This window comes from Acidiphilium sp. AL, assembly GCF_025499445.1.
Taxonomy (GTDB): Bacteria; Pseudomonadota; Alphaproteobacteria; order Acetobacterales; family Acetobacteraceae; genus Acidiphilium; species Acidiphilium iwatense.
This window is the reverse complement of the sequence record NZ_JAIMBZ010000029.1, coordinates 1-20377: the sequence shown is the minus strand read 5'-3', so window position 1 is coordinate 20377 and position 20377 is coordinate 1. Positions and strand designations below refer to the sequence as shown.

Sequence of the window (20377 nt, the reverse complement as noted above, 5' to 3'; positions counted from 1 at the left end):
TATGAACAGAAAAAATAGCGAAAAGCCGGTTTGATCGCAATTTTCGGCAAGGTCGGATGGCTATGACAAGTGCTTCGTTGCAGCCGTTCCATGGAGTTGCGCGCGGTCCGGCGGCGCGGCAGAACGGCTTGTCCAAAGGAGCAGAACAATGGCCGAAAATCCTGTGCAGATCGCCGAAGCCGCGCCCGAGAAGCGCCTCATCGATTACCGCCCGCCGGCGTTTCTGGTCGATACCGTCGATCTGATTTTCGATCTCGACCCTGAGGCGACAAGCGTGCGCGCGACAATGTCGATCCGCCGCAATCCGGCGCATGGCGACGCCACCGCTCCGCTGGTGCTCGATGGCGAAGACCTGACCCTGAATGCGGTGATGCTCGACGGAGCGGCGCTCGATGCCGAGGCTTATGGCCTTACCGCGCATGGCCTGACGATTCCCGATCTGCCGGATGAATTCACGCTGGATACCGATGTCACCATCGCGCCCGCGCGCAACACCGAGCTTTCGGGACTTTATGTTTCGGGTGGGGATTTTTTTACCCAGTGCGAGGCGGAGGGCTTCCGCCGCATCACCTTCTTTCCCGACCGGCCGGACGTGATGGCGCGGTTTTCGGCGACGTTGATCGCGGAACAGAAACGCTATCCCGTGCTGCTGTCCAACGGCAACCCGGTCGATCGCGGCACGCGCGATGACGGCCGCCACTGGGTGAAATGGCAAGACCCGCACCCGAAGCCGTCCTATCTGTTCGCGCTGGTCGCGGGCGATCTTCTGTCGGTGCATGACGAGTTCATTACCGCGTCGGGGCGCAAGGTGGCGTTGGGCATCTATGTCAGGCGTGGCGACGAGGACAAGGTCGCCCACGCGATGGCCAGCCTCAAGCGCTCGATGCGCTGGGACGAGGAGGTGTTCGGACTGGAATACGATCTCGATATTTTCAACATCGCGGCGGTCGGCGATTTCAACATGGGCGCGATGGAGAACAAGGGGCTTAACATCTTCAACACCGCCCTGGTTCTCGCCCGGCCGGATACCGCGACCGATGCCGATTATCTGCGGATCGACCGGGTGATCGCTCATGAATATTTCCACAACTGGACCGGCGACCGGGTCACCTGCCGCGACTGGTTTCAGCTGTCGCTGAAGGAGGGGCTGACCGTGTTCCGCGACCAGGAATACGGCGCGGACACCACCGATGCCAGCCTGTCGCGCATCGAGGAGGTGAAACGGCTGCGCGGCTTTCAGTTCCGCGAGGATGCCGGGCCGCTCGCCCATCCGGTGCGCCCGCCCGCCTATCGCAAGATCGACAATTTCTATACCGCGACGGTGTATGAAAAGGGTGCCGAAGTGGTGCGGATGATCCGCACCATCATCGGGCGCGAGGCGTTCCGGCGCGGCATGGATATCTATATCGCACGCAACGACAATTCCGCCGCGACGATCGAGGATTTTGTCGCCGCGATGCACGAAGCCTCGGGATACGATTTCGCGCGGTTCATGCGCTGGTACAAGCAGGCCGGCACCCCTTCGGTGCATTTCGAAGGCCATTACGATAGCGGGGCGAAACGCTACATGCTGACCTTGCGTCAGGAAACCAAGGCGACGCCGGGGCAGGCGCAGAAAGAGCCGTTCGTGATTCCGGTGGCGATGGGGCTGATCGGCCCGAACGGCGACGAGATGACGACGACGCTCGCGGGCGAGACGGCAGCGCGCGAGGGCACGCGGGTTGTTCTGCTCGATGCGGCGGAACAGCAATTCATCTTCGAGGATGTCGCCGCCGAGCCGGTGCTGTCGCTGTTCCGAAACTTCTCGGCGCCGATCAGGCTTTCCGGCTATTCGCGCGCCCAGCTCGCCGCCCTCGCGGCCCACGATACCGATGGGTTCAACCGCTGGGAGGCCGGCCACGAATATGCCACGCAGATGCTGCTGGAGGCGATCTCGGCGCATCAACGCGGGGAAGCGTTCTCGCCCGATCGTGGTCTGCTCGATGCGATGGCATCGGCGCTGGCCCAAGCCGAAGCTGCTCCCGCCCTTACCGCCGAGATTCTGACGCTGCCCGGTAAGGCCGTGCTCGCCGACCGGATGGCGGTGGTCGATCCGCTGTCGATCCACGTGGTACGCGAGGCGGCGCGAACTGCGATCGGGGCGCATCTGCACGGGCGTTTCGCGATGCTCTATCGCGATCTCGATGATAGCAGTACTTTCGGTATCGATCCTGCCAGCATCGGTCGCCGTGCGTTGCGCAATACCGCCCTCGCCTATCTGATGGCGGCGGACAAAAAGACGGCGATGCCGTTGGCGCTTGCCCAGTTGCGCGCCGGCCGCACCATGACCGAGGCGCTGGCGGCGCTCGCCATGCTCGCCGATACCGCAACGCCGGAACGCGACGCCGGCCTCGCCGAGTTTCATGCAAAATGGCAGGGCGAGGCGCTGGTGATCGACAAATGGTTCGCGATTCAGGCGCGCAGTGCCGCGCCCGACACCATCGCCCGCGTCGAGTCGCTCGCATCACATCCCGATTTCGACCTGAAGAACCCGAATCGCTACCGCTCGCTGGTGGGCGGGTTCGGGTCCAATCAATTGTGGGTCCACGATGCGAGCGGCGCCGGCTATGCCTTCATGACGCGCATGATCGTCGATGTGGACAAGGTCAATCGCAGCATCGCCGCGCGCATGATCGAGGTGTTCGCTGACTGGAAACGCTACGACGCAGCCCGGCAGGCGAAGCTGCGCGCAGCGCTCGACCGGATTCTCGCGACCGAGGGATTGTCGGACAACACGCGGGAAATGGTCACCCGCTCCCGCGCCGGCTGATTGTGCGCGGGAGCGTTTTGGGCGCGAGAGATGGAGGCAATTCACTCAATTTTAGGTTGAATAGGCCGTCTTGTGCGTCTATGCTGGCCAGTACCAACCGTTTCGGATTGTTTTCCGATGAAATTTCAGCGCCCGTGGATGATCTTGTCCGTCGCAGCCATGCTGGTTTGCCAGAACGCCGCGTGGGCCGGGGCGTACCAAGGGGTTTTCACCGGCGTGTTCTACGGCCAGGGCGAGGGTTGCTGGGGCGGGTTGTTCGTGCGGACCAAAACCATCGCGTGGAATGCCGACCATTTCACCTGCCGGCGCACCACCTACACCATCATCGCCAAGGACCTGCACACGCCGTTCAAGGACTACGATCATATCGTGTTCAAGCTTGACCATGTGAACAAAGGCTGCCTGTTTCCCTATATCGGGCTGTATTATTATCTGCCCGCGGATGAAGCCGGGCATGATGGTAAAGTGCTAGCTGGACGTTGGTTATATTATGATTGGGTCGTGGTTGGTTTTGAAAATTACAAACAATACAAAACGTTCCCTTATAGAGGTTTCATGGATGACACGATCCACATCGATCCAATGACCCTAATGTATTGCGACCTGCCCTACGGGGGGAAACCGTTTCCGTACGGAAAGCCTCTTTTTGGTCCCTAACCGGGACTTGTTGAGCTGTTGACAACAACTTTAAGTTAATGTATATAACATCATTCCCTTTCGCAGAGTCCGACGTGCCACAAAAAGTCGATCAAATGATCATCCCGCCCTTTCCGAAATCCGAGCCTGCTCGTTCGTTCGCCGTCGAGGATGTTGGAAAGATCGAGAGTGATATGATAGCCGCGCAAAACGCGCCCGATCCGGCCCGCACGCTGTCGTGGAGCGTGCATGACCGCGACATTCAGAGCATCGTATCTGACTATAATAACTAACTGCGGGGTGCGTCCGGCTATATCTCACTGGACTGGCGCCTGATCAAGGCGATGCTCTGGACTAAGACCGGGCCGTATGCGCGACAGGATTTATGGAACACACAACCCATGCAGTCAGCCAACCCTCACGACCCTGGCTGGGGCGACATGATGCGGCACGGAGACAGAATGGCCCTGATCGTGCCGCCGAATTTGCGCAACGCCGTCGCGTCGCCCAATTTCAACGCCAGAGATAATATCGCCACAGGGGTTTGGCTATCTGCTTTACCGCGCGGCGGAGTTCGGCCAGAAGACGGTGATCGACAAAAAGGACGTCAAGACCGTCACCGTCGAACGTGGGGACAGCCTCTATGCCATCGCCCGGCGCGTGGGCACCACCGAGCAGGTGCTGCGGGACCTGAATCGTCACACGCCGCTGTTTCCGCTCAAAATTGGAACGAAGTCGACCTATTCTCCGGCCAAGATCGTCACCGTCATCACCGGGTGACAATCGATCGACCCGCAAAGCACCTACCGGCTCTATAATGCCAACGGCCGCGGCGCTTATGGTGACGAGGTGCAGTTCTTGTATGAGCTGATCAAGAAAAACAAAATTCTGAATTAGGCGTTATGGCTATGCTGGATCGCCACGCGGGGTCGTTCAAAGCCACATCGTTCCGAAAATCCGACCTCGATCGGCGGGATGCCTGAGAAGGGTCAGAGGTAAAATCTCACAATCGTGAAATTTGAGTCGGGGCATTGCCAGAATCATTAGCCATGAAAATCAATAAATTTCACAAAAATTGACGAAGAAGAAATTTTAGGCTTGCCAAGCCGCCTGAAAAATTTCATGGTAATGAAATCAAAACCGCAAGTTCAGGGGGCCAGAATGAACGTCGTGGAAGCTCTCGTCCAGGATACCGTGCCGGCGCCGGTCGCGACCCTGCCGGCCAGCGCCTATCGCAGCCAAGCCGTGTTCGAGCAGGAGCGCGCGCAGATTTTCACCCGCCAATGGGCGCTGTTCACCTGGGCAGAGCAACTCGCCGAACCGGGCAGCTACGTCGCCGCGACGGTAGCGGGGCTCCCCGTGCTAGTGCTGCGCGATGCCGCCGGGCAACTGCGCGGCTTTCACAATGTCTGCCGGCACCGGGCGGCGATGCTGGTCAAGGAGGGTGCGGGACGCTTCAAGGGTGCACTGGTCTGCCCCTATCATACCTGGAGCTACGGGCTCGACGGCCGCTTGCGCCGGGCCACCGGCTTCGGACCAGGCGCCGAAACGATCGATCCGTGCGAGACGAGCCTGTTCGGCATCGCGGTCGAGGAGTGGCGCGGCCTCGTTTTCGTGCGCATCGCCGCCGAAGGCCCGGCGCTGGCCGACTGGCTCGGCGCAATCGTACCGATGGCCGCGCATTACCCGCTGGAGCAGCAGCATTTCTTCATGATGAAGGAGCGCGAGATCGAGGTGGACTGGAAAGTCTACGGCGAGAATTATCTGGAATGTTACCATTGCCGTGCGCTGCATCCCGGCCTGTGCGCCTCGCTCGACATCGACCGTTATACGATCGACGTGCATGACAGCGACCAGTTCTTTCATCTCTATGGCCCGAAACGAGACGGCGGTCTGACCGAAGGACTGTATTTCTACAAATTCCCTTTTCTGATGCTCAATCTTTACGAATGGGGTAGTTCGATCGCGACGGTCGAACCCTTGGCGGCCGGGCGGATGCGCCATGTCAACTGGTATTTCTTCACCGATGTTAGTCCCGAGCGCGCCGACGCTAACCGCGAGAGCGCCGAATGGTCGGCGCAGATCGTCAGCGAGGACATCGACATGGTGCTGGGCGTGCAACGCAACCTCAATGCGGGGATCTACCGGCACGGCGTGCTGTCGCCGCAGCGGGAGCATGCCGTTGCGGCGTTTCAGAATATGGCCCGCGCCGCGCTGGCGGGCACGCCAGAAGCGGCTCATCTGCGGGTCGCGCCATGAGTGGTGCGGACCAGGCGAACACGTTCGACGCCGTTGTGATCGGCGCCGGGCATAACGGGCTCGTCTGCGCGAACTATCTGGCACGGCGCGGCATGAAGGTGATGGTGCTCGAACGCCGGGATGTCATCGGCGGTGCGGCAGTGACGGAGGAAATCGCGCCGGGGTTCCGCGCCTCGATTTTTTCCTATCTGATGAGCCTGCTGCATCCGCGCGTCATCCGGGATTTCGACCTGAAGCGGCACGGGCTGGAAATCCTGCCATGTTCGGACATGATCTCGTCGGTCTCCTACGACGACTACATCCTGTTTTCCGATGACATGGCGAAGACGCAGGCGAGCTTCGCCAAGTTCTCGACGCATGACGCCGAAATCTACCCCGCCTTCGACGCCTATCTGCAGGAAGCGACCAAAATCGTCAGGAAACTACTGTTCGAAACCCCGGTCGATCCGGTGGGAAAAAGCTGGCGCGGCCTGAGGGAATCGGCTGGCCTGCTCTGGCGCTACCGGCGCATCGGCCGCAAGCTCTATCGCCTGGTCGATCTGCTCACCATGAGCGCCTACGACTATCTGCGTGAGTGGTTCGAGGACGACCGCATCATCGCCGTGCTCGCCTATTACGCGTCGATCGGCACCTTCGCCGGGCCGAAATCCCCTGGCTCGGCCTACGTCATCATGCACCATGTCATGGGCGAGCATGAAGGCGCGGGCGGCTGGGGTTTCGTCAAGGGCGGGATGGGCGCGATCACCCAGGCGCTGGCGAGCTACGGCCGCACGGTCGGCGTGCAGATCCGCACCGGCGCTTCGGTGCGCCAGATCAGCGTGACCGGCAATCAGGCGCGGGAGGTGATCACCGAATCGGGCGATACCTACCGCGCGCGCGTCGTGGTCAGCAACGCGAGCGCGAAGACGCTCTATCTCAACATGCTGAACGCCGAGGATGTGCCGCCGGACGTGCTGCGCGAGGTGCGTGGCTACCGGACCTTCTCCACCGCGTTCAAGATGAACATCGCCTGCGAACGGCCGCCGCAGTACCGGATTCTGGACAAGGTGCGCCGCGACGCCGCCCTCGGGAATTTCTCCTACCCGACCTATGCGCATATCGCGCCCGACATCGATTATCTCGAACGCGCCTATGACGATGCCAAGCATGGCTGGTACTCGAAGGAACCGTTCATGACCCTGGTGACGCCGACCATCGTGGATGATTCGCTGGCACCGCCTGGAAAGCATGTGGTGAACGTGTTCGGCGGCCACGCACCCTACACGCTCAAGGGCGGCGACTGGGCCACCGAGAAGGAGAACTTCAAGAAGACCGTCCTCGATACCATCGACAATTACGCGCCCGGCTTTTCCGCGGACATCATCGCCGAGCAGACGCTGGTGCCGCCGGATATCGAGCGGATCGTCAATCTGCCGCAGGGCCATATTTTTCACGGCGAACTGGCGGCCGATCAGTTGTTCTTCCAGCGGCCGGTTTCCGGCTATGCCGACTACCGGACGCCGATCAAGGGGCTGTATATCTGCGGCTCGTCGATGCATCCTGGCGGGGGCGTATCGGGGATTCCGGGCCACAACGCGGCGCGGGAAATTCTGCGCGATGTGCGGGTGCGCCGTACCTGAAAACGGACGAAAGCCAAGGATATGAATGCGTTAGCGGAAATAACCGATCCCGACGATGCCGAGCGTGCGCTGGGGCCACTGATTCGCAACCGCCGGCAGCACCTGAAGCTCACGCTCGCCCAGGTCGCCGACCGGGTCGGGCTGTCGATCGGCCTGCTGTCGCAGGTGGAGCGGGGGCTTTCCACTCCGACGATCAGGCAGTTGCAGGGAATCGCTTCCGCGCTCGGCGTGCGGATCGGCTGGTTCTTCCAGTCGGAGGATGGCAACGAGGTCGCCGAAATCGATATCGTGGTGCGCGCGCCGAACCGCCGGAAGATCGCCTATCGTGATCTCGGGATGACCGATGAGCTTCTGGTGCCGAATCTGGACGGCAAGCTCGGCCTCCTGATGTGCCGGCTGCTGCCGGGTGCCAGCAGCGGCGGCGAGCCTTATGCGCACGAAGGCGACGAGGCGGGGCTGCTGCTGTCCGGCACGCTGGAAATCGAGGTGAACGGCCGAGTGTTCGTGCTGCACGCGGGCGACAGTTTCGCATTCCAGAGCACCAGCCCGCATCGCTACCGCAACCCCGGCGATGTCGAGGCGGTGATCGTCTGGGCGCTGACGCCGCCGAGTTTTTGAAAATTTCGGAACATCTGCTGCCGGGCGATGCGGGACGGAAATGGCCAAGGAATTTGTTAGAGAAATCCTAGAAAAATTTAACAATTCCGGCGGCCGGAAAACCGGAAGGCGGCCTCTGCCGTACGCCGGAACTCATGACCGGGACGCCATGGATTTCGGCGACCGGGTGCCAGAACTGCCGATTTCGTATCAAATTTTTCGCTTTTTGTATAGCATGTTGCTCAAACCCGAGACAAGTTTGGTGTGGGAATTGATCGTGGCGATAACATCAACTGTTAGAAGCGGGCGGCGATGGGCCGGGTTGGTTGCATGAGTTGTGCGGTGACCGGCGGACCTGCCGGTTCATCTGAAAAATGCCGATGGAGAATTGCGATCGAACCATAACGTCCGGCAACAGGGCGGGATTGCGGAGAATTCACTGCTGAACAACGGGAGATGAAAATGTCCAAGAGAGTGATTAACGAAAATTCGGTTTATGCTAACAATTCTACCGGCCCGGAGATCAGCCGGCGACATCTGCTGCGGACCGCGGCGGTTGGATCGGTCGGCCTGGCGGCCACGGCGCTTGCCAGCCCGGTGGCCGATGCCGCGCCGGCGCCGAAGCGCGGCGGCAATCTGCGCCTTGGCATGACCGGCGGCAGCAGCTCGGACACGATCGCGGCTGACAACACCGTGACCCAGCTCGACACGCCGCGCATCATGATGCTGTTCGAGCCGCTGGTTTCGGTGGATCGCGACGGCGTGGTCGGCAATATTCTCGCCGAATCGCTGGAACCGGACAAAACCGCGCGCGAATGGACGATCCGGCTGAAGAAGGACGTCGTTTTTCATAACGGCAAGAAACTCACGGCCGCCGATGTGGCCTTTACCTTCCGCCACATCGCCGATCCGAAGAACCCGCTGCCCGGCGCCACCGCCTTGCTGCCGATCGATCTTGCGAACATGAAGGTTCTCGACGATCTGACCCTGCGCGTGCCGATGAAAATTCCCTATGCGGATTTTCCGGGCGGCATGTCCGCGCCTGAATATTTTGGTATCGTTCCGGTCGGCTACGATCCAAAGAACCCGGTGGGGACCGGCCCGTTCCGGTACAAGAGCTTCACGCCGGGGCAGCAGAGCGTGTTCCTGCGCAATGACAATTACTGGCGGCACGGCCTGCCCTATCTCGATGAAGTGACGGCGATCGATTTTGCGACCGAAGCGGCCGCGTTCAATGCCCTTCAAGGCGGCGAGATCGACGTGTTTTCGCAGGCGCCGCTGTCGCTGCTGAGCCAGATCCAGCCAGGCGGCCCGATCAAGGCGATGCTGTCGAAGCCGGGCCAGTGGGTACCCTTCACCATGCGGGTCGACAGGCCGCCCTTCAACGATCCGAATGTCCGGCTTGCCCTGAAATTGCTGGTCGATCGTCCGCAGATGCTTGATGTGTCGCTCAACGGCCATGGCATGATCGGCAACGACGTGTTCTCGCCATGGGACCGGGGTTTCGATAAATCCCTGGTCCGCGCGCGTGACGTCGCGCATGCGAAACATCTGTTGCGCAAGGCCGGCAAGGAGGATTTGAAGATCGAGCTGGTCACCTCCCATATCGCCCAGGGCGCGGTGCGCGCCGCACAGGTGCTGGCGGAACAGGCCAAGGCGGCCGGCGTTCATATCAGGCTGCGCAAGGTCACCACCGATGTGATGTACGGGCCCAATTATCTGAAATGGGATTTTTCCCAGGATTGGTGGAACTACAAGCCCTATCTTGCCCAGGTCGCCATGGAATTGCTCAAGACCTCGCCCTTCAACGAGACGCACTGGAACGATGCGGCCTATACCAAGCTCTACATGCAGGCCCAGGCGACGCTCGATGCCGCGAAGCGCTACGAGATCATGCACGAGATGCAGAAGATCGATTTCGAGACGGGCGGCCTGATCATTCCGTCGTTCAACGACCAGGTCGATCTGATGCGCGGCACGGTGCATGGCTTCAAGCCGAGCCGCACCGGCTATTCGCTCGGCAACTTCATGTTCGCGGAAGCCTGGATGAGCTGAGAGGAGCGGCAATGCGGCCCGTACGTGCCCATCCGTTGCGACGGTTCATCCTGCGCCGTCTGGCCCTCGGGGTGTTGACCCTGTTTCTGGTCTCGGTGCTGGTGTTTGCGGCGACCGAAGCCCTCCCTGGCAATGCCGCCAGGGCGGTGCTCGGCCGCAATGCGACACCGGCGGCGCTCGCGTCCCTGGAAACGAAACTGCATCTCGATCGCCCGGTCTGGGTGCAATACGAACTGTGGCTCGGCGGGGTGCTGAGCGGCAGGCCCGGCCGGTCCCTGGTGAACGGCGAGAAAGTGCTCGCGCAGGTGGCGCCGCGAATCCGCAATTCGGCGGTCCTGCTGACCCTGGCCGGGCTGTTCGGCGTGCCACTGGCTCTGCTCGCCGGCATCGTCGCGGCAACAAGGCGCGACGGCGCGTTCGACGCTTCGGTCTCCACAATCGCGCTCGCGCTGGCGGCGCTGCCGGAATTCGTGGTCGGCATATTTTTGGTCATTCTTCTGGCAACCACCGTGATACACTGGCTGCCGCCGGTCTCGCTGGTGCCACCGGGAACCTCGGTGCTGGCCAGGCCGCGCATTCTGGTGCTGCCGGTGCTCACCCTCATGCTGGTCATTTTTCCTTATATCTTTCGAATGATGCGCGGTTCCATGGCGGAGATTCTCGAAAGCGACTACATTGAAATGGCGCGGCTGAAAGGGCTCGGCCAGCGCCGGCTGGTGATGCTGCACGCTCTGCCGAACGCGATCGCGCCGGTGATCCAGGTGATCGCGCTGACCTTTGCCTATCTCGCGGGCGGCGTGGTGCTGGTCGAATACGTGTTCGCCTATCCCGGCATCGGGCAGGGTCTGGTCGAGGCGATTTTCGCCCGCGACATTCCGGTCATCCAGTTCGATGTCGTGGTGCTGGCCGGATTCTACGTGAGCCTCAACATCGTTGCCGATTTGCTCGCGGTGCTCGCAACCCCCCGGCTGAGGACGGCGGGATGAGCCGGCTGGCGCGCTGGTGGCCGAACACGGCAACCGGTACGATCGGAGCCATTCTGGTGCTGCTGGTCGTCGCCATCGCCTTGGTCGGACCCTTCGTCGCACCGCATTCGCCGACCAGCTTCGTCGGTGCCAGTTTCGCTCCGCCAACGGCGGCATATCCGCTGGGTACCGATGCGCTGGGGCGGGACGTCCTGTCGCGCGTGCTGTGGGGCGGCTACCGGATTCTCGGGCTTGCCGGGATCGCGACGGCGCTTGGCGTGCTGACGGGTGCGGTGATCGGGGTCATCGCCGGCTATGTCGGGGGCTTGATCGACGAGATCGTGATGCGGCTGGTCGATGTTGCGATGGCGTTCCCGCAGATCATCCTCGTGCTGCTGTTCATCAGCATCATCGGCGCCAAGCTGTGGCTGCTGACCGTGATGGTCGCGGCGGTTCACGCGCCGCAGGTTGCCCGCGTCGCCCGTGCCGCCACGCTGCGCGTGGCGCGGGAGGATTTCGTCCGCTTCGCCGAAGCGATCGGCACACCGTTTCGGCGGATCGTGGCGCGCGAGCTACTCCCCAACATCGTCGCCCCGCTGATGGTGGAGTGCGGATTGCGCTTCGCCTATTCGATCTCGCTGATCGCCGGCCTCAATTTTCTCGGCTTCGGTGTGCAGCCGCCCGCCGCCGATTGGGGGTTGATGATCAACGAGAACCGGATCGGCCTGATGGGCAATCCCTGGCCGGTCCTGGCACCCGTGCTGCTGATCGCGGTGCTGACCATCGGGATGAACCTGCTGACCGACACCCTGGCGCGCACCGAACTCGGCCACGGCATCGAAACCGGCCCGGTCACGACAAACGCGACGCCGGATATCCCGGAGCCGGAACGGTCATGACCGGCACGTCGCCCGGCAATGCCGTGCTGGAAGCGGTCGATCTCTCGGTCGCCATCGTCGGAACCACAATCACGGTGGTCGAACCGACATCGTTCTCCCTGGCGCCGGGCGAAATTCTCGGGCTGGTCGGCGAATCCGGTTCCGGCAAGACAACGCTGGGCCTCGCTTTGCTTGCCCATCATCGGCGTGGCCTGCGGCTGTCCGGCGGCCGCGTGCTGATCCGGGGACAGGATCTGCTGCGAATTCCGCCCGACCAGCTCCCCGCGCGCCGCCGCGGGCTGATCCGCTACGTTCCTCAGAATCCGGGCACCGCCCTCAATCCGGGCCTGCGGATCGGCACCCAGCTCGCGGAATGTTTCGCGACACCGCCCGCGAATGGCAACGACCATCTTCTCGCCCTGCTTGAGGATGTGAAACTGCCGCCCACGCCGGCGCTGCTGCGCGCCTATCCGCACCAGCTCTCCGGCGGTCAGCAGCAGCGCGTGGCGATCGCCATGGCGTTCGCCGAGCGGCCGCCGGTGATCGTGATGGACGAGCCGACCACCGGGCTCGATGTCACCACCCAGGCTCATGTACTGCAGACCGTGCGCCAGCTTTGCGCCCGGCATGCGGTGGCGGCGCTCTATGTCAGCCATGATCTGGCGGTGGTGGCGACCCTGGCCCATCGTGTCGCGGTGATGTATGCCGGGCGCGTCGTCGAGCTTGGCCCGACCGGCCGCGTGCTGCATCAGCCCGCCCACCCCTATACGCGCGCCCTGATCGAAGCGGTGCCGGATCTCGACCGCCGCACCGCCGTTGCCGGCATCGCCGGTCAGGCGCCGGAGCCGGCGCGCCGGCCGGCGGGCTGTGCGTTCGCCCCGCGCTGCGCCCTTGCGCTCGATGCGTGCCGCGCGGAACCGCCCGCCCTTGCCGCGATCGACACCGACCATCTGGTGGCCTGCCTGCGTCCGACATCCGGCCGATCCGCGCCGGCCCCGCCGTCGTCATCGCCGGTGCCGGGCGCCTCCGCGTTGCCGGCGCTAGAGGTGCGGAACATCTCCGCCCGTCATGGCGCCACCGTCGTTCTCCATGGCGCATCGTTCAGCGTCTCGCCGCAGACCTGCGTGGCCCTGGTCGGCGAATCCGGCTCCGGCAAGACCACGCTCGGCCAGATCATCGCCGGCCTGCATCATGATTGGGACGGTGACATTCTGCTGGGCGGTGCTCCGCTTGCCCATCGTTCCGCGCAACGAAGCGCCGCGCAGCGTTGCCACATCCAATATATCTTCCAGAACCCGTATTCGTCCTTTAATCCGCGCCGGCGCATCGGCGAGTCGATCGCCATGGCGGTGCGCGCTTTCGAATCGCCTTCCGCGAGCGATCTGCGCCGCCGGGTTGCCGAGGCGCTGGACATGGTCGCGCTGCCGCGAGAAGCGGCCAGCCGGTACCCGCATCAGCTCTCGGGCGGCCAGAGACAGCGCGCCGCCATCGCCCGCGCACTCATCACCGGGCCAAAGCTGCTGATCTGCGACGAGATCACCTCGGCGCTCGACGTTTCGGTGCAGGCGGTGATCGTCCGGCTGCTCGCCCGGTTGCAGCAGGAGCATGGCCTGTCGTTGCTGTTCATCACCCATAATCTCGCGCTGGTGCGCAGCATCGCCCAGCATGTGCTGGTGATGCATGGCGGGCGTGTCATCGAATCCGAGCCGGTCGATCAGGTGCTCGACGCGCCGCAGCAGTCGCAGACGCGCCGCCTTCTGGCCGACGCGCCCCGCTTTTCCGCCGCACCCGTTACCCTCGGGGTCGGAGACGGATGACCTTCCTACGAAACCGCGGGTAAGATCGGACTGGCGGCCCCTGCCCGACAATGATGAGCACTATGCCTACGCTATGGCCCTCTCTGGGCGGCGGCATCTTGGCAAGCGCCAGAGTTCGATTGGCGATCCGCACCCGGCAGCCTATGATCGTGTGACAGGAACCGACCCAGAGAGAGGTTAAAGGGGACGCCGTGAATCACACATGGACTTGCGGTTGCTGCGGTCGGACTTTCGACACCCTCCCGATGGACTACGGGTTTGTCGCGCCGCGTAGTTGGTTTGGACTCTCCGAAGCCGAACGCGCCACCCGAGCCAAGCTCACCGATGATATCTGCATCATTGGCGATACTGAACGCTATGTTCGGGGTTGCTTGGAAATACCCGTGTCCGCCAGTTCCGAGAGTTTGGTTTGGGGCGTTTGGGTTTCTGTATCCGAGGACAGCCTCCGCTACATCCTTGCTCGGTGGAATTCTCTGATCGCTCAAGACGAACCGCCGCGTTTTGGATGGCTCAGCACCTGGATAAACGGCTACCCGGAACCGCACGAAATCCGGTGCCACCACCGTACTCGACTCTCTGTCAGACGGCCATGAATTTCAATTGGTTAACTGACGATTTCGTAACCGGGGCAAAATCCGGGGCGGTGCTGATTTTTAGGATTCCGCCGACGTGGGATTTTGTGATTCGGTCGTGGCATGGCCGGCGGCGGCGAGGTTCCGAAGCTTTCGCGTGAGGCGCTTGAAGGGCTTGTGGCTACGCTATTGGGCAAGGTCGCGGAGCTCGAGCGCGTGGTTGTGGAGCAGCGTGAGGAGATCGCGCACCTGAAGGGGTTGAAGGGCCGTCCGGACATCAAGCCGCCGAGCCGGCCGAGCGGAATGGATCGCGGGACATCGCCGAAGGGGCGGAGGGGTAAAGGGCGCGGCAAATTCACGCCTCGGGTGAGCGTCGAGGAGCGGGTAATCGCGGCGGATGCGCCAGCTGGATCGCGCTTCAAGGGCTACGAGAGCTTTCTGGTTCAGGATCTGGTTCTGCGGGCGCGGACGATCCGCTATCGGCGAGAACGGTGGGTGACGCCGGAGGGCCAGATGGTCGTAGCGCCGCTGCCGGCGGGCGTGATTGGCCACTTCGGCCCGGAGCTGCGGCGCTTTGTGCTGATGCTGCATCATCAGGGTCAGGTGACGGCAGGCTGGGTGACAGTAGACGACACCGGCGCGAGGCATGCCGGGCGGAACGGGTTCTGCACTCATGTCGGCAATGACGATTTTGCCTGGTTCGGCCCGAACCGCAAGCGCCGCGCCTGAGACAGAATGACGTGACGGTCGAACGGGTTGCCACGCTGCTCGCCTATGCCGCACCGAAGGGCTTGCTCATCACCCGCGATGAACTCGCCGGCTGGTTGCTCGGCCTGACCGCCTATAACGACGCCGGCCGGGCGTTTTGGATCGAGGCTTTCGGTGGCCGTCCCTATCGGGTCGAGCGGGTGAAAAGCCCGGAGCCGATCATCGTGCCGCGCCTCGCCGTGGCGGTATCGGGCAGCACCCAGCCCGAAAAGCTCGCCGAAATGTTCGCCGGACCGGATGATGGCTTGCTCGGCCGGTTCATCTGGTCCTGGCCGGAGCCGCCGCCGTTCCGCCTGTCCCGCACCACGCCCGGCATCGCATGGGCGATCGAGGCGCTGGACCGGCTCCGGTTGCTCGACCTCGCCCCGGACGACAAGGGCGAGATGAAGCCGATCAATGTGCCGCTTGTGGAACCTGCCATCACCATGATGGAACGGTTCGGGCAAGACATGCAGGCGGCGCAACAGGAAGCCGGCGGCTTGCTTCGATCCGCCTATGGCAAGGCGCGCGGCATCGCGCTGCGCCTTTCGATCGTGCTGGAATATCTGTGGTGGTGCGGGCGAGATGGATACGAGCCCCCGCCGTCATCCATCTCTGAAAACGCCCTCGCCGCCGCCATCGACATGGTTGCAGATTACTTCATGCCGATGGCCATGCGGGTCTATGGTGATGCCGCCGCGACCAAGGCCGAACGCGCCGCCGCGACCCTCGCCCGCTGGATCATGAAGGCGAAGCCCGACACGGTCCATGTGCGAACCCTGCAACGCACGGTCCGGCTGCCGGGTCTGAATACGGCCGAGGCCATCCATGCGGCGGCCGATGGCCCGATGGTCTGACCGCTACCGCCTGGCTGATCCGCCGCCGGGTTCTGTCCGCAGTGTCAGCACTGTCAACAGGGCACCGATCCGGCAAGCGCAATCGAATCCGCCCATTGCGCCGCTGAACAGGCCGCGATCATCGCCGAGGGTGTCGGCAATCCCGACGCCCCGGTGCCACACCCGATGCCCGTTTCTTGGGCCGATGCCACCATTGCGCCGACGCCAGGCGCATATTGCCGGAACTGCAACGGCCGCTCATGGTGGTGCGAGGCGACCGCGCCGAAGGGATGGCGCTGCGCCCGGTGTCATCCTGGCGACCATCTGCCAGCCGATCGGCGGCGGGACGTGCGGACATGATCGTCATGACCATCGGCGAGGGCAACCCCGGCATGGACATTGCCGAGGCGATGTTTGCCGGCCAGTCCTACACCGCGACCTCGCGCAACGGCGCGACGATGAAGCTCGCCCGGATGCTGGTTGCTGACGGCTGCCCGGATCAGCCGGTCGAGGCGCGTGGCCGGGATGACGGCTTGCGGTTCACGGTCCCGAGCTTGCACCGCCTCGCCCGGCTTACGATCAGCGAACCTGATCGCGGCGGCATCCGTGCCATCCCATTCAGAAGCCCCGATTTCGTCATGCGTGGCGCGCCAGACGGCAGCGAGGCCAGTCCGGGCGGCGCGGAATACCGCCCCTGCCCCTAAACTGCCCTGGCGATCATACGCTTGTGCGGGAAACGCCATTCCAGGGCGCGCCGTGACCCAAGACCAGGGTGCCGCCCTGGCCGCGCTTCGGGCCGATGCGGAAAACCCGCTGATACCCCTGTCCCGCCGGGTTGCCGCGCGCAAGGCGCTTCGGGCATTGGCCGAGACAGAACGCGACCGCGAGGCGCTGGTCGAGGCGATGACATGGCTGAGGTGCGGCAGTGAGACTGCCGACCCCTAAAAAGTCGGAGCGGTCCTTGGGAGCACGCCAGACACCGCCGCGCGTGCGTCTGGGCGCTTATCGCGCTCGCCCGCCAATCCCTCGTAGCGGTGCGACCAGCTACGCGGCAACAAGTGCCTTCGCCACCCGTAGGGGGATAAAATAGATATTCATGATTTGTTCTTTACGCTTATAGGCATCAACAACCGTGAGCAATCCGTTTCGCTTCGCCATCATTCGGCCTAATTCGCTCCGGGAATGTCCTACCTATTGTCTCCCGGCGAGGCCGTAACGATTTATTCACGAACGATATCAATGGTTTACAAGACAGGTAAATGAGGAGATTGGGCAGGAAGGCCCGGTTACAGGGGCACAAAGGCAAGCAGGGGGAGCCGCGCGGACGGTAAGAACCGATAGTGGCGCGGTGATGCGGATTACGCCGGACGAGCTGGCCCGGCTGGCCCCGCGGTTGAAACCCTATCTGGCGAAAGGATCGCCGACCTGGCCTGAAATCGTGGAGGCAGCGGACTGGCTGCGGCACGATCTTGGGGTCTCGAAACCGCTTTGGGGTGAGGCGTGTGTGGCCATGGGCCGGGAACAGGCGGCGATTGCCTTGGCGATCGTTTCCACCAAGCCGGCGGGGTATTTCCGGGGAAGCGCAGGGGGGTATTTTCATGGAATGGTGGCGAAAGCTCGTGCCGGCGATCTCAATCTGTCGCGCACCATCTGGGGAATGCGGAGCGGTCAGGAGACAATGCCGATCCGTGGATCGGCTATTGCACAGCGGCAGCCAAGGATGACGAGACAGACGTGATTGCGTGGTGCCGTGAGCTTGAAGCAGGGCTGATTTTCCATCGGTTGCGACCGAGCGGCGGTTTCCGCGCGATGCCACGGCCAGGCGCGGCGCGCCGCTATTCAGGGGGAGCAAGCGTGTGGTGTTGGCGAGCTAGACAACGCCCATGTGTGTTGGTATTGTGGCCAACATGGTGAGGGCGGTTCCGATCTTCGACTACCGGCGGCCATTATCCGACACCGCGTTCATCGAAATGGTTGTGTGGCGGGTGCCCGAACCGGTGCAGGCAAGCAGCCACCCGTTCAAATACCGGTTGGCCTTGGTATCGAACGGCGTTTGCGCGCTTCGATACGACAATGAAGTCGGGAAGGGGGATCACAAACATATCGGCCCGGTGGAAGCGCCGTATAATTTTTGTGGACTTGACCAGCTAGAGGTCGATTTTTGGAAGGATGTCGAGGCATGGTTGAAGCAGCAAGACGCACAGTGACGATCAGCGTCGGCAGTCTGGACGAGGCGCGGAGGGGACTGGCGGCCGCATTTTGCGGCGTCGCGCAGGAACCGCGCATCACGTTTCCGAACCTTGATCTCATGTGGCGGACCCTTACGCCACGCCGGCAGGAACTTCTGCAAGCGATGGCTGGGAAAGAAGCGATGTCGATCAGGGGGCTTGCACGGTTGGTCCGGCGCGATGTGAAAGCGGTCCATGGCGATGTTCAGGCATTGTTGCTCGCGGGCGTTTTGCGGCCGGACGAGGCCGGTGGGGTGATCTTCCCCTATGACGCATTGCACGTTGATTATGAGCTTGCGGCGGTCGCCTAAACGCTCCGCCCGCTGACCGTAATCGGCTAAAATTGGCAACAAAAGTCGATGCGGCGTTTTCCGCGCGATGCCACGGCCAAGCGCCGCGCGCAGCTCCAGCCCTGGCTTTCGAGGGCTTGAACCGCCCCTCATTTGTAGCTACATATCCGTAACTACCACGAAGAAAGTGCCGCCGTGCAGTGGGCTTGGGCCGTCGAAAAGAACCGCGTCAACAAGCGCGACCACGGCCTGAGTTTTGAGACGGCGCAACTGACTTTTGACGACCCGATGGCGGCCAGCCGGCCAGACCCCCACCCGGACGGCGATCGTTGGCAAACTGTCGGGCTGGTCGGCACGGTGCATCTGTTCGTGGTTCATACCTGGCCGGAGCCTGATCCTACCACACAGGAAGAGGTCGGCCGCATCATCAGCGCCCGGAAGGCGACGGCTCATGAAAGGAAAGCCTATGAAGAAGGGGATTTCTAAATTGACCGGGCAACAGAAAGCCGAACTTGAGGCTTTGGCCTCTATGCCAGACGATCAGATCAATACGCAGGCGGTCCCTGAGCAAAGAGATTGGCGTGACGCCCAGCGCGGTGTTTTTTTTCGGCCGATGAAACAGCAAATCACGTTGCGGCTCGATGCTGATTTGATCTTTTGGTTCAAGACACGCATCGGCGACGGCTATCAAACAAGCATCAACAACGCCCTGCGGGAATACATCGCGCATCATGCCCACGAGACTCAGCCATGAGCGAGATCGCCTTTGAGCGGGTGGCCCGCCAGGCAGAGGAAGCTATACGTTGTTGAAGAACAGCCCACGGGCATTGAGATGATCGGAGCGGAATCGGGATTGACAAAACGACATAAAATATGTAAATTACACACATTACTAATGAGGCGATCATGGAAGTCAGTGCAACGAAGTTTGTCCGTTCCTTCGCGGATTATCGCGAGAAGTCCGTCAAAGAGCCGGTCATCGTCAAAAATCATGAGCGTGTGGTCGGGGTCTTTGTGTCCGCAGACGACTACGCGATCGTTCAGGCGGCAAAAGCATCGCGACGGTCAATCCTCCTTGAGGAGATGCCCCTGCATTTGCTCGACGCTCTCGTTCATGGGCACAACAGGCTGATGGAGGAAGAGGCCGAGGCGGAGCGGCACGCCGACGTAAACCACGAGGGCCATAAACCCCGGCATCTGAACATCGGATGAGCCCATCGACAGGGGGACTCCCAACGCCAACGCAAGGGCTTGTCGTCACTTTCAACTATCTATGGGCGGGCGAACGTGATTCCGGCAGCGACGAGGCCCGCAAAGCCCGCCCGTGCATGGTGGTCGCGGTAGCGGCCCCGCGGAACCCGGTTCTCGGTTCCGCTCTTGAAATCGTAGTGGTGCCGATCACCCATACCCCGCCTATGGCTGACACTTTGGCTATGTCTGTCCCAGACCAACACAAGGCGGCAATGGGACTCGATCCGGAACCGTGCTGGGTGGTTTACAGTGAGATGAATACCACCGTCTGGCCTGGCTATGATCTGGTCCCCACGCCACGGTCCAGTAATGGCTGGACGCGCGGGACGTGCCCGAGATCATTCCTTATCAAGATCCTTGGCGCGATCCGGACCGCCATCGAGGACAGGGTGTTCAAGACGGGCACTCGCCGCTAGCGGTTTCTGACGCGCGATAAGGGAACATTATCGCGCCGTTGCGGATTTCGAGTTTGCTGGCCGTTCGCTGCACGCGCGATGGAGAAGAGCAGCAATCTGCCTTTGGCGGCTAGGGGGAGTGGGTGACGACGCTGATGAATGACCCGGCGGGCAAGGATTGCGGGCGTGGCGACGCAGGAGGATTGTGCCCCGTTCGCGGCCAGTGTCGCGAGGGCGGAGGAATTGCTGGCGGACCGGGAGCGGCGGTTGGATACGAGGCCGGAGCCTCAAGACTCCCCTCATTTTCACACTGCCCCGAAAGTCTCGGCGAAGACGGGCAGGTCGGCGAGCATATCGGCGAATTTCTGGACCAGTGGCAGCAGGCGAGGCTCCGGCATGGTGGGGATGAGTTCGTATAGCATG

Annotated in this window: 22 protein-coding genes and 1 pseudogene; all 23 read left to right on the top strand. The window is 62.4% G+C overall.

From position 1 onward, the window contains the following. The first annotated feature begins 148 nt into the window (after nucleotides 1-148). Nucleotides 149-2809, top strand: a complete 2661-nt coding sequence (gene pepN / locus AiwAL_RS14500) for an aminopeptidase N (protein WP_262312909.1) — start codon at nucleotides 149-151, stop codon at nucleotides 2807-2809. A gap of 117 nt (nucleotides 2810-2926) precedes the next feature. Then, on the top strand, nucleotides 2927-3466 hold the full coding sequence (locus AiwAL_RS14495) for a hypothetical protein (protein WP_235705634.1): 540 nt from the start codon (nucleotides 2927-2929) through the stop codon (nucleotides 3464-3466). Between the two features lie 74 nt (nucleotides 3467-3540). Next, a complete protein-coding gene (locus AiwAL_RS14490; protein ID WP_262312908.1) occupies nucleotides 3541-3738 on the top strand; it encodes a hypothetical protein in 198 nt (65 codons plus the stop codon). 295 nt (nucleotides 3739-4033) lie between these two features. Beyond that, nucleotides 4034-4225, top strand: coding sequence for a LysM domain-containing protein (locus tag AiwAL_RS14485; protein WP_235705632.1), 192 nt, complete (start codon nucleotides 4034-4036; stop codon nucleotides 4223-4225). Between the two features lie 381 nt (nucleotides 4226-4606). Next, nucleotides 4607-5704, top strand: coding sequence for an aromatic ring-hydroxylating dioxygenase subunit alpha (locus AiwAL_RS14480; protein ID WP_235705631.1), 1098 nt, complete (start codon nucleotides 4607-4609; stop codon nucleotides 5702-5704). Further along, on the top strand, nucleotides 5701-7323 hold the full coding sequence (locus AiwAL_RS14475; RefSeq protein WP_235705630.1) for an NAD(P)/FAD-dependent oxidoreductase: 1623 nt from the start codon (nucleotides 5701-5703) through the stop codon (nucleotides 7321-7323). Before AiwAL_RS14480 ends, AiwAL_RS14475 begins: the two co-directional genes overlap by 4 nt. Nucleotides 7324-7344: 21 nt before the next feature. Further along, entirely contained in the window at nucleotides 7345-7941 is a 597-nt protein-coding gene (locus AiwAL_RS14470) for a cupin domain-containing protein (protein ID WP_235705629.1), read from the top strand. Nucleotides 7942-7981: 40 nt separating this feature from the next. Next, nucleotides 7982-8254, top strand: a complete 273-nt coding sequence (locus AiwAL_RS14465; protein ID WP_235705628.1) for a hypothetical protein — start codon at nucleotides 7982-7984, stop codon at nucleotides 8252-8254. Nucleotides 8255-8382: 128 nt separating this feature from the next. Continuing rightward, entirely contained in the window at nucleotides 8383-9975 is a 1593-nt protein-coding gene (locus tag AiwAL_RS14460; RefSeq protein WP_235705627.1) for an ABC transporter substrate-binding protein, read from the top strand. Nucleotides 9976-9986: 11 nt separating this feature from the next. Continuing rightward, nucleotides 9987-10961, top strand: a complete 975-nt coding sequence (locus AiwAL_RS14455; RefSeq protein WP_235705626.1) for an ABC transporter permease — start codon at nucleotides 9987-9989, stop codon at nucleotides 10959-10961. Further along, nucleotides 10958-11839, top strand: a complete 882-nt coding sequence (locus AiwAL_RS14450) for an ABC transporter permease (protein WP_235705625.1) — start codon at nucleotides 10958-10960, stop codon at nucleotides 11837-11839. Before AiwAL_RS14455 ends, AiwAL_RS14450 begins: the two co-directional genes overlap by 4 nt. After that, complete coding sequence (locus AiwAL_RS14445) at nucleotides 11836-13635, top strand: ABC transporter ATP-binding protein (protein ID WP_262312907.1); 1800 nt, start codon at nucleotides 11836-11838, stop codon at nucleotides 13633-13635. Before AiwAL_RS14450 ends, AiwAL_RS14445 begins: the two co-directional genes overlap by 4 nt. A 191-nt stretch (nucleotides 13636-13826) precedes the next feature. Next, entirely contained in the window at nucleotides 13827-14228 is a 402-nt protein-coding gene (locus tag AiwAL_RS20425; protein WP_407932568.1) for a DUF2199 domain-containing protein, read from the top strand. Nucleotides 14229-14330: 102 nt separating this feature from the next. Then, nucleotides 14331-14936 carry a hypothetical protein gene (locus AiwAL_RS14440; RefSeq protein WP_262312906.1) on the top strand — a complete coding sequence of 202 codons (606 nt, stop codon included), beginning with the start codon at nucleotides 14331-14333 and terminating at the stop codon, nucleotides 14934-14936. A gap of 11 nt (nucleotides 14937-14947) precedes the next feature. Next, complete coding sequence (locus tag AiwAL_RS14435) at nucleotides 14948-15811, top strand: DUF3987 domain-containing protein (protein ID WP_235705622.1); 864 nt, start codon at nucleotides 14948-14950, stop codon at nucleotides 15809-15811. 239 nt (nucleotides 15812-16050) lie between these two features. After that, nucleotides 16051-16494, top strand: coding sequence for a hypothetical protein (locus AiwAL_RS14430; RefSeq protein ID WP_262312905.1), 444 nt, complete (start codon nucleotides 16051-16053; stop codon nucleotides 16492-16494). A gap of 52 nt (nucleotides 16495-16546) precedes the next feature. Beyond that, nucleotides 16547-16735, top strand: coding sequence for a hypothetical protein (locus tag AiwAL_RS14425; RefSeq protein ID WP_235705620.1), 189 nt, complete (start codon nucleotides 16547-16549; stop codon nucleotides 16733-16735). A 346-nt stretch (nucleotides 16736-17081) separates the two neighbouring features. After that, nucleotides 17082-17528, top strand: a pseudogene (gene repC / locus AiwAL_RS14420) (replication initiation protein RepC); the annotation flags it as partial. Between the two features lie 145 nt (nucleotides 17529-17673). Further along, nucleotides 17674-17997 (top strand): DUF6516 family protein, encoded by a 324-nt coding sequence (locus tag AiwAL_RS14415; RefSeq protein WP_262312904.1) that lies wholly within the window; start codon nucleotides 17674-17676, stop codon nucleotides 17995-17997. Next, on the top strand, nucleotides 17970-18329 hold the full coding sequence (locus tag AiwAL_RS14410) for a transcriptional regulator (protein WP_235705618.1): 360 nt from the start codon (nucleotides 17970-17972) through the stop codon (nucleotides 18327-18329). The genes AiwAL_RS14415 and AiwAL_RS14410 overlap by 28 nt, the downstream gene beginning before the upstream one ends. 174 nt (nucleotides 18330-18503) lie before the next feature. Continuing rightward, on the top strand, nucleotides 18504-18794 hold the full coding sequence (locus tag AiwAL_RS14405) for a BrnT family toxin (protein WP_235705617.1): 291 nt from the start codon (nucleotides 18504-18506) through the stop codon (nucleotides 18792-18794). Next, nucleotides 18775-19062: a BrnA antitoxin family protein gene (locus tag AiwAL_RS14400; protein WP_235705616.1), complete on the top strand. Its 288-nt coding sequence runs from the start codon at nucleotides 18775-18777 to the stop codon at nucleotides 19060-19062. The genes AiwAL_RS14405 and AiwAL_RS14400 overlap by 20 nt, the downstream gene beginning before the upstream one ends. A gap of 152 nt (nucleotides 19063-19214) precedes the next feature. Then, nucleotides 19215-19520: a hypothetical protein gene (locus tag AiwAL_RS14395; protein ID WP_235705615.1), complete on the top strand. Its 306-nt coding sequence runs from the start codon at nucleotides 19215-19217 to the stop codon at nucleotides 19518-19520. Nucleotides 19521-20377: the final 857 nt, after the last annotated feature.